12 protein-coding genes are annotated in these 8,538 nt (G+C 51.1%); all 12 read right to left on the bottom strand.

Features of this window, described 5'->3' with window-relative positions; translation table 11 throughout:
- Positions 1–84: 84 nt before the first annotated feature.
- Positions 85–306 carry a DUF7336 domain-containing protein gene (locus HMPREF9370_RS02010; protein ID WP_009115609.1) on the bottom strand — a complete coding sequence of 74 codons (222 nt, stop codon included), beginning with the start codon at positions 304–306 and terminating at the stop codon, positions 85–87.
- 17 nt (positions 307–323) lie between these two features.
- Positions 324–629, bottom strand: a complete 306-nt coding sequence (locus HMPREF9370_RS02015) for a hypothetical protein (protein ID WP_040667345.1) — start codon at positions 627–629, stop codon at positions 324–326.
- A 170-nt stretch (positions 630–799) separates the two neighbouring features.
- The gene (locus HMPREF9370_RS12435) at positions 800–1,042 is read right to left on the bottom strand and encodes a DNA cytosine methyltransferase (protein WP_009115611.1); all 243 of its coding nucleotides are present in this window, start codon (positions 1,040–1,042) and stop codon (positions 800–802) included.
- A 92-nt stretch (positions 1,043–1,134) separates the two neighbouring features.
- Complete coding sequence (locus HMPREF9370_RS12440; protein ID WP_009115612.1) at positions 1,135–2,628, bottom strand: DNA cytosine methyltransferase; 1,494 nt, start codon at positions 2,626–2,628, stop codon at positions 1,135–1,137.
- A gap of 2 nt (positions 2,629–2,630) precedes the next feature.
- On the bottom strand, positions 2,631–3,428 hold the full coding sequence (locus tag HMPREF9370_RS02030; RefSeq protein WP_306424901.1) for a phage Gp37/Gp68 family protein: 798 nt from the start codon (positions 3,426–3,428) through the stop codon (positions 2,631–2,633).
- Entirely contained in the window at positions 3,391–4,413 is a 1,023-nt protein-coding gene (locus HMPREF9370_RS02035) for a DNA-methyltransferase (protein ID WP_040666790.1), read from the bottom strand. The genes HMPREF9370_RS02030 and HMPREF9370_RS02035 overlap by 38 nt, the downstream gene beginning before the upstream one ends.
- Positions 4,414–4,583: 170 nt before the next feature.
- Entirely contained in the window at positions 4,584–4,874 is a 291-nt protein-coding gene (locus HMPREF9370_RS02040; protein WP_009115615.1) for a type II toxin-antitoxin system RelE/ParE family toxin, read from the bottom strand.
- A gap of 7 nt (positions 4,875–4,881) precedes the next feature.
- Positions 4,882–5,190, bottom strand: coding sequence for a type II toxin-antitoxin system Phd/YefM family antitoxin (locus HMPREF9370_RS02045; RefSeq protein ID WP_009115616.1), 309 nt, complete (start codon positions 5,188–5,190; stop codon positions 4,882–4,884).
- Between the two features lie 71 nt (positions 5,191–5,261).
- Positions 5,262–6,332, bottom strand: coding sequence for a relaxase/mobilization nuclease domain-containing protein (locus HMPREF9370_RS02050; protein WP_009115617.1), 1,071 nt, complete (start codon positions 6,330–6,332; stop codon positions 5,262–5,264).
- Positions 6,333–6,348: 16 nt separating this feature from the next.
- Positions 6,349–6,870 (bottom strand): plasmid mobilization relaxosome protein MobC, encoded by a 522-nt coding sequence (mobC, locus tag HMPREF9370_RS02055; protein ID WP_040666792.1) that lies wholly within the window; start codon positions 6,868–6,870, stop codon positions 6,349–6,351.
- A gap of 83 nt (positions 6,871–6,953) precedes the next feature.
- Positions 6,954–8,063, bottom strand: a complete 1,110-nt coding sequence (locus HMPREF9370_RS02060) for a hypothetical protein (RefSeq protein WP_009115619.1) — start codon at positions 8,061–8,063, stop codon at positions 6,954–6,956.
- Positions 8,064–8,139: 76 nt separating this feature from the next.
- Positions 8,140–8,538, bottom strand: a 399-nt coding sequence (locus tag HMPREF9370_RS02065) for a hypothetical protein (RefSeq protein WP_009115620.1), incomplete at its 5' end; no start/stop codon positions are given.

Below are 8,538 nucleotides of genomic sequence, written 5' to 3' on the forward strand. Positions count from 1 at the left end.
CCTAACAAAACAAAAGAAGCCCCGCCGCAACACAAATTCATGTGCTGCGGCGGGGCTTCTTTGTCACGGTGGCTTCAAATAAAATCAGTCGCCAAAGCCTTCCAACCACTCCTGTTTGTTGATTTCATACTCAACGGCAGAAAAACCGTCGGGATAATCTTTAAAACCTTTCTGTTTTAGTGCGTATTCTTTAGCCTTTTCTACCTCTTCCAGACTTGAAAATACACCCAAGCACTTATCATTTTCATGACCTAGAGCGTCTATTCGCGTATGGTAAAGAACATAAACTGTATTCAATGTAAACATTTTTCTATACCTTTCAATTAGTTAAAAGCTCTGTCACCATATTTTTTAATTTGATTATGCTCTGTTGCCGGGCCGGTTTTCCACTTTCCTACACCGTATTTGGCATCCAAAACACGTTTTGCAAACTGGGTACCGCTTTCATTGGGGTTTTTGCATGGCTTTAATCCTGCCTGCCTCACCCAACTGGGAGCATCTTTTGCCGCTTCTTTCCCGCTCAGGTGGCTGGCAAATGTTTTATATTCCAAACAATTGAAAGCATGGCTAGGTGCGGACAAGCTAACCAAACCCAAAGACACAAATACCGATAAAATCAGTTTTTTCATGACAGTATTACCTAATTTACACAATGCTTTTTTCATATTATCAGCATAACCCGTAAAATTCTATCTTTACTGTCAAGAAATAGAACGGGCAACAGTGGTGGCAAACACAAAAAGCCCCGCCGCTACACAAATTCATGTGCTGTGGCGGGGCAATTTTCTGCAATGTGTGGTCAGACCGCCTGTTGTCCGGCAAAGACCGCTTCGGGACAATAGTTGGCGCGTATCAGCGCGGCCATCGGCGGCGGCGATACCGAGTTACCGCACATGCGTATTTGTGCGGTTTTGGTCAGTGGTTTGCCGGTATGGTCGCGGTCAAAGACGTAATCGTCGGGAAATCCCTGAGCCTTGTAAAGCTCTTTGGGCAGTAACATACGCAGGGTTATGTCCACAATGTAATAAGGTTCTTTGTTCACATAAACTTTAACCGACGATAATAGGTCTTCGGTCGTCAGACCATCTATCGAGGCTGACAGATTGCTGACATCACTGTTACCGCAATAGTTAATCAGGAATGAGGCAACTCTGAGCGCACGTTCTTCGGCATTACCCAGTTCACAAACAGCCAGCGAAGTTTTACCGCCGCCACCATCGGTGCGGCCATGTCGCTGCAGGTGCTGGATCCGAACTGGCGTATCAGGCAGGCTGATACCAGTTGTTGCCGGCTGTCCCTGTTGGTAAGCGTCGTCATCGGCTCGGATGCTTCTTTACCGTGTACGGTGTTATAGCCGCCGTTGGCCTGCATCAGATATGCGGCGGCTACGGCATGACCGCCGCTGCCGGAGGCGGTCACGGTGCCGAGGGCATCGGTAATATCCCGGCTGCCGATACCGCGCCGTTTGGTGCGGCCGCTTCCCTCTCCGTAAGCAGCGTTAACCAGTACGGCAGAAACGTAACCGTGATCGCCGTTGCCTTGGGCGCAAATGGCTCCGAACGGCTCATGTACCGATTTACTGCCATGTCCCCACCGTTTGCTGTCATCTCCGTAGCTGCGGGTGGTTACGATAGGGGCAAGTATCGGTTCCACCACACCTAAAGCGTGCGCGCCCCCTGCCGGTCGTTTGGGATTGCCGCCGCTGGTAATGGTGGACAAAGGTTGATTAATGGAACACCCTGCGCTGTCGCCACGGAATTTGACGATAAAAGGTTCGGGATTATCCAGGACAAACTTTTTGATGCCTTTGGCAATCCGGCGCATGGTGGCATCGGCCAGCGGTTTTTCACGTCCGAAAATGGACTTGCCCGGCACGGACCAATCTATACATTCGGCAGCCGCCTTCCATTTCTTTTGCCCTTTTTGCGGTTTTTTATAGTGTGTAGGCTCCGGCCATACGATAGGCCGACCGTCTCTCCGTGCAACCATAAACAGCCGTTTACGGGTAGTGGGTGCGCCGTAGTCGGCGGCAATCAGCGTCCGCCACTCGACGACGTAACCCAGTTTTTCCAGCTCACATATAAACTTATGCCACCGCTTCCCTGCGTGTTTGGGATCGGGTATCAGGTATTGTTGTTGTACCGGCACCCGCTCACCGGGAGCCGCTACGGTTTTATCCAACTTAATCACGCGGCCGGTGGCCTTGTCCCGTTTGGCCACCAGTCGCCCCCAGCGGGTAATCTGTTCTACATTTTCCAATGTGATGATGTCAGGACGTACTTGTGCCGCCCAACGTTTACCCACCCAGCTTAAGGAACGTGTCGCATTGTCACGCGGTTGCCCGCCTGCGGCTTGGCTGTGATGGGTACAATCAGGGCTGAGATGCAGCAGCCCCACGGGACGGCCGCGACATGCCAAATAAGGATCAACCTCATACACATCCGTCTGATAATGGACGGTTTGCGGATGGTTCGCAGTGTGCATGGAAATGGCTTGTTCGTCGTGGTTCACGGCAAAATCAACATATAGCCCTGTCGCCTGTTCAATGGCGCAGCTTGCGCCACAGCCCCCGGCGAACAAATCGCCGATTTGTTTGTATCTCAAGTCCAGTGTGTATTGTTTGGTCATTTTTACTTCCTGTGTAAAGGCATGGGAAATTCCTGCCGGACACTTCCGTTGAGCAGATATCCGTTGGCACGTTTACTGCGCTTTATGCCGTCTGCTCCCCAGCTGCCCCATTGTTTGAAGAAAAACGCGGCTCCGGCAGCCTCGCATTGCCGTCGGATGTTATCCACCCAAACAGGCTGCATCCGTCTTGCTTTGGAGCCGGATTCCCCGCCGACGATGACCCACTCGATGTTTGTAAGGTTTAAAGGCCCCAAATCTTCCAACAGCGGTTCGCAGGAAATAAAGCGGACGGTTGCCGGAATGTTTCTCAACAATTCGATCCGAGGCAGGCCGTAACGCCGGTCTTCTACCGATACGCCGAGCCATACGTTTTCAGGAACGGTTCGCGTAGCGAAGTATTCCGCCATTCTTTCCGCCCGCTTGGTCAGCACCTGATAAGTGTGCTGTGGTGTCTGCCGGATGGTTTCAAAAATACGGTCGATGTAAGCAAACGGTACGTTTTCGTGAAACGTGTCGGACATGGAGTTCACAAAATAAACCTCCGACTTTTTTCTATCGGCGGGTTCTTTCAGACGGCCTTCCATCAGGGTAAGGGCAAAACCGTTTTCATAACCGGGCGTGTTCATGGACTGTAAACGCTTCGCCATTGATTCGGCGTAACAGTTTTTGCATCCGGGCGATATTTTGGTACAGCCGGTTATGGGATTCCATGTACGTTCCGTCCATTCGATATTGCTGTTGGCCATAAAAATTCCCCCAATATTAAAAGCCGATTGCCTGCTGTGCTGTCCGCTGTTCATGCAGATTGACGAAAGCAGGATTCAATTCAATACCTATCCACTTTCGCCCTAACCGGTTGGCCGTTTCCGCCACCGTGCCACTGCCCGAAAACGGATCAAGCACCACATCACCCGGGCGGGAACCTGCCAAAATACACGGCTCGATCAGTTTCGGCGGGAAAGCCGCCAAATGGTCGTGCCGGGCGGCGACGGTGGATACCGGCCATACGCTGCGTTTGTTACGCAGCGGCCGTGCAGGCGTATGCTCACGGTTACTGCGGTGTTGGGTCGCACGCTGGCCGGGATTCGGCGTTGCCGTATATTTGCCTTTCGTCCGGCAGAAATCATTTTGTCGGTTTGCACCGGGGCGTCCGTAACTGTCCGAAGGCTCCCGGATGGCTTCGTGATCGAAGTAGTAACGGCTGCTTTTGGAAAGCAGAAAGAGATATTCGTGTGAGCGGACGCAGCGGTCGGTGACGGATTCGGGCATCGGGTTGGTTTTATGCCAAATGATGTCTTGGCGCAGATACCAGCCGTCTGCCTGCAAAGCGAGGGCGACACGCCACGGAATGCCGATCAGGTCTTTGGCTTTGAGGCCGTCTGACAGCGGTGTGCTTTTAACTTCGTTGAAGCTGAACGCTTTCAGACGGCCTGTCAGTTGGGTGCTCGTCTGAAACGAATCTTGATACCCGCTAAACGGGCTGCCGTCGGCATTGCGGCCTTTGCCGCTGCCTGCATAACTGTCGCCGAGGTTGAGCCATAAGGTTCCGTCATCGGCCAATACATCACGCACCATACGGAACACTTCCACCAAGTTGCCGACATACTCATTCACGGTCGGCTCCAAGCCGATTTGCCCGTCACAACCGTAATCACGCAGGCCGTAATAAGGTGGAGATGTGATACAGGTTTGCACTTTCACGCCTTGTCGGGTCAGCCGGGGCAGCACTAGGCGGCAGTCGCTGGTAAACAGGCGGCTGTTGTCAGATTGGGTGTAAGAAATCATGAGTACACCTTTCTTTAAACAAAAAGAAAAAACACCTTGCAGATGCAAGGTGTTTTTACGGTAGATAATCCGATCTTGTTCAATATCATACAAAACCGAGCAAGTGAAACCGTGAGCGGCTCAACTTTAGACCGCAACTGCGGTTTTGTTCCTACAGGTATCTGTCGAAATCAGGGAAATTTCCGTGCAGTATGTACGATATTCAACACATACACGGTTTTGCTGTTTTCATCTATTTTAATGAATGCTTTATAAGGCAGATTACCGAGAAAATATTCGCGCGTACTTTCAACCAAAGCACTCTCAACCGCACGGTAAGGAAAATAAGCCAATCCTTCCAGTGCCGTCTCTATACGGCGGCTGATGATTTCTGCCAAACTTATACCGCCCTCATCGGCATAGTACGACAAAACGAACAACAAATCCGATTCCGCTTCAGGTTCATAAATTATCCTGTACATTTTCCGCTCAACGGTTTTTCAGCTTGTTGCGGACGCTATCCAAAGTATCCGCATGAACAATCGCTGATTCTCGGCCTGCACTGCCGTTTTGCTCGAAACGCGTCAGAGATTGTTCAACTTTGGCCTGCAACCAGTCGTCGTAGCCGTTTTCTTTCTCGACCAACATATCGGCCAGATAAGTCCCCTGCAAATCCTCCAAAGAAACAAATACGCCGACGGGACGCTTGTTTTTAGTCAGCAAAACCGGTTCGCGGCGGACAGTGTCCAACAGGTCGCCGAAATTGTTTTGCGCATTGCTGGCAGTCATGATTCGCATAGCATTTCCTTTGTTTTACCGATAAACTTGTTTTACATTTTAGCTAATTTAGGCAAACTGTACAAATAAACTCAGCGCGATATATCTTTCGCTTGCTTGTTTTTACCATGTTCCGCCAATTTCTGTTGCAGCTTCTCAAGTTCCGGCTGCTTACCCCGTATGGTGTCGTACTGGTTTTGCGCTTTGGTATCAAACGATTGCCCGGCCACTTCTTTGGCCAGTTTGCTGATAATCCGCGCTTCGGTTTTATGCCCCATCTTGTAAAACTCTTTGGCTATCAGGCCGTATTGCTCCAGGACAATACCGCGCGTCTGCATGGTTTCCTTCAAGAAAGGATGCTTGGGGCGGTCATTGTTTTTCAATGCCTCGAGCAATTCCACCGCCTGCTGCTTTGCCGCATTAGACAACACCCCGCGCTGACGCATGGCACGCAGCAGGCTGTTTTCCGGTTTTTGGACTTTGCCGCGGTGTATGCGTTTGGTGGCCGCGCACAACACACCTTCCTCCCGTAACTTTTCGGCAAACCGGACACGCCACTCGAACAAATCGGCTTTGCGCGGATTGAGCCGCTGCCCGAACTCGTCCCGCATCAACACGCACAAGTGGGCATGGGGGTGCTTCGGTTCGTCAGGGTCGTGGCTGTCATGGTGCAGTCCGAACACATAATGATGCCCGGCAAACTGTTCGGCGGCAAAGTTTCGGGCGGCATTCAATACTGCGTCCGGCGGTGTGCCTTCGGGCATGGACAGCACAATATTGAGTGCTTCCTTATACTTGCTCTCTTCGGGGATACCGAGTTTCCGCCAATCGTCTGCAAAACCCATGACCGCACGTTTGCCGACCAGCTTTTCGCCGGATTGTGTTTCCAGTGTTACCTCGCCGTTACGCGATACATAATCCAAATGGTTGCGTACACCTTTCATGCCTTTGGAGTTGCTACTGAGCCGCTTGGGAATTTTAACCATCACTTCGGGATGTTTGAGTGCGGCGGCGCGCAGGTTGGCCAAACCGCTGCCGGGCTTCAAAGGTTTGGAATGTTTACTGCGGTCATTGCCGAAATAAAGGGCGCCGTCTTTTTTGGCTTTGACGGCACGGGTTTTATAGCCCAAAAACCAATCGTCTATTTTACGGTGCAATGTCATCCTCACTCCCTTCCGGCTACTCCCGCTTGCGGCGGCGGTTGGTTTGCAGCACATGGTTTACTTTGCCGACGTGGGCTTCGATAAACTTTTTCAAGTCACTGATCTGTTGGCTGCTCAAAGATACGTTTTCGCCCGCATTTAGACGGCGGGCGATTTGGTTAAGATTGCGGCCTATCATGACCAACTGATAGTTGGACTGCGACAGCACATCGGCTTCAAATGCCGACAAAATCGGATAATGCGAGATATGGGATTGGATAATGTCTCTGACGACATCGTTAATGGATCCGCGACGTGTATCCGCTGCCGCCTCAAGATAGGCGCGGTCTTTATCCGGCAAGCGCAGGGTGATGCGCTTTTTGCATTTGGGTGGCGGCAACTTAACCGGTTCGGGTTCGTCAGCCGGTACCAACTGAGCCTGTAACAGTTTCTTGGCCAACAGAGACACGCTGGCCTTGCCGTACCGTTTGAAAGCGAGTTCGCGCAAAGCTTTGATTTCTTCATCGGACAAACCGTACACATCAAATTTTTTCGGCATGATAGACACCCTAATTGTCATCAACAAAGAAAAAGCCTGCCCTTCAAAAGAGGCAAGCTTTTTAGACGGACTTAATCAGAAAATCAACGGTCTATACCGGTTTCTATGTTCCGTTCATCCGATAAGTCATATGTTTTTCCGGCATCCCTGATTTGCGACTGATAAAAGTTAATCCGTGCCTGCATCCGCACATCGGCAGGCAAACCAGAAACTGTTTTTTCCATTAGTTGCTCCAACATTGTGAAACGCTGCTTTTCCGCTTCAGGTGCCGCTGTTGCACGCAGCCCTTGATAAGTACGGCGGGCTTTGTCCAGTATTTCCTGCGGCAGTGTATCGCCGGTATCGGAGTTGCTCCGGTCGAACAAACCGCTGTTATTGACGGCGGACTTCATCTGTCCGTCCGCATTCATAAAATAACCGCCGAAGCCACCCTGCCGGTTGCGTTTCGCCCATAACCCTTTGGCTGCATCCGTCTGCGAACGGGCGGGATGGATTTCTTCTCCTATACACTGTTCGGCAAAGCGGTAAAGCGCAGTTCCCACGCCTTTGCTCCGGTAATCTTTCTCTATTTCGACACGAAACGGTACGAAATAACGGCTCCCATCCTGTTTGGCCAACGGGCGGTTGCTACGGAAGCCGTTTTCTCCATCTTCAGGCGATAACACCAAACCGCCGATCCAACGGTTGGAACCTTCAATTCGTATATGGAATGTACAATCTTCCACTTGCCTGAAGCGCAGGGTTTCATGCACCGTCTTGGACTTTTCGATATCTTCATAAAATGTTCGTGTCCGGCTGCGCTGCTCGGGTAGATAGCCTTCTCTAGGCTGCGGCCATATCCCCATTATTCTGCCTTCGTCATCATATTTAACGTATTCGGTAATCGTCTCTTTTACGCTCCGCCGTTGCGTTTCGTAGTAACAAATATGGCGGGAAACCTCATAAGTATCCGCAACAGGGTCGGGATAAAAAATTTTTGGTTCTCCATTTTTATCAAGCAGCCGGACAGGAACTTGACCGTTTTGCCAATCGCCAAACCAGTTTTTAAATTCATCTGTGCGTACCTGCACCCACTGGCGGTAGTCGAGCACCGTTTTTCCTGCCGTTTTCTCAGCTTCGTATGCGTCCTTTCCTCCCAAACGCTCTTCGGTCGCAAAGTAGCCGGGCAATTCTCCGTATTTCGCTTCAGGCATGGCATCTCCAAAACAAATGCCTGTCTGAAAAACGGTTTTCAGACAGGCATACGGTTAAGACCGAAAGCATAAATGCTCAACGTTCGGGCGAGTCGTTATGGAGGTCGGACCCCATATCGTACTTCTGAGCCTGTTGTTGGATTTGGCTTTCGTAGAAGTTGGTTCGGGCCTGCATCTGCACCTGAGGCGGCAAGCCGTGTATCAGGTTTTCCATTGCATGTTCCAGTACGGATCGCGTCTGCTTTTCGGAAACCGTCAACGTCGTGCCCTGCATCAAATAACGGTGTTTGGCCAACTGCAACCGCTCTTCAGGCGGTAAAGCCGCTTCTTTTCCGACCGAAGGTTCGGCTTGACCGTTTTCCGAAACATCCCTTTGCCGCTCCGGTTCGATTTTGCCGAAAGCCCGGTAAAAGTCGGCCTCCGAAATCAAATCGTATGCATTGCGGTACGGCTTCGCGTTCTGCTGAAACAGCCG

The sequence above is a fragment of the Neisseria wadsworthii 9715 genome (genome assembly GCF_000227765.1).
GTDB lineage: Bacteria > Pseudomonadota > Gammaproteobacteria > Burkholderiales > Neisseriaceae > Neisseria > Neisseria wadsworthii.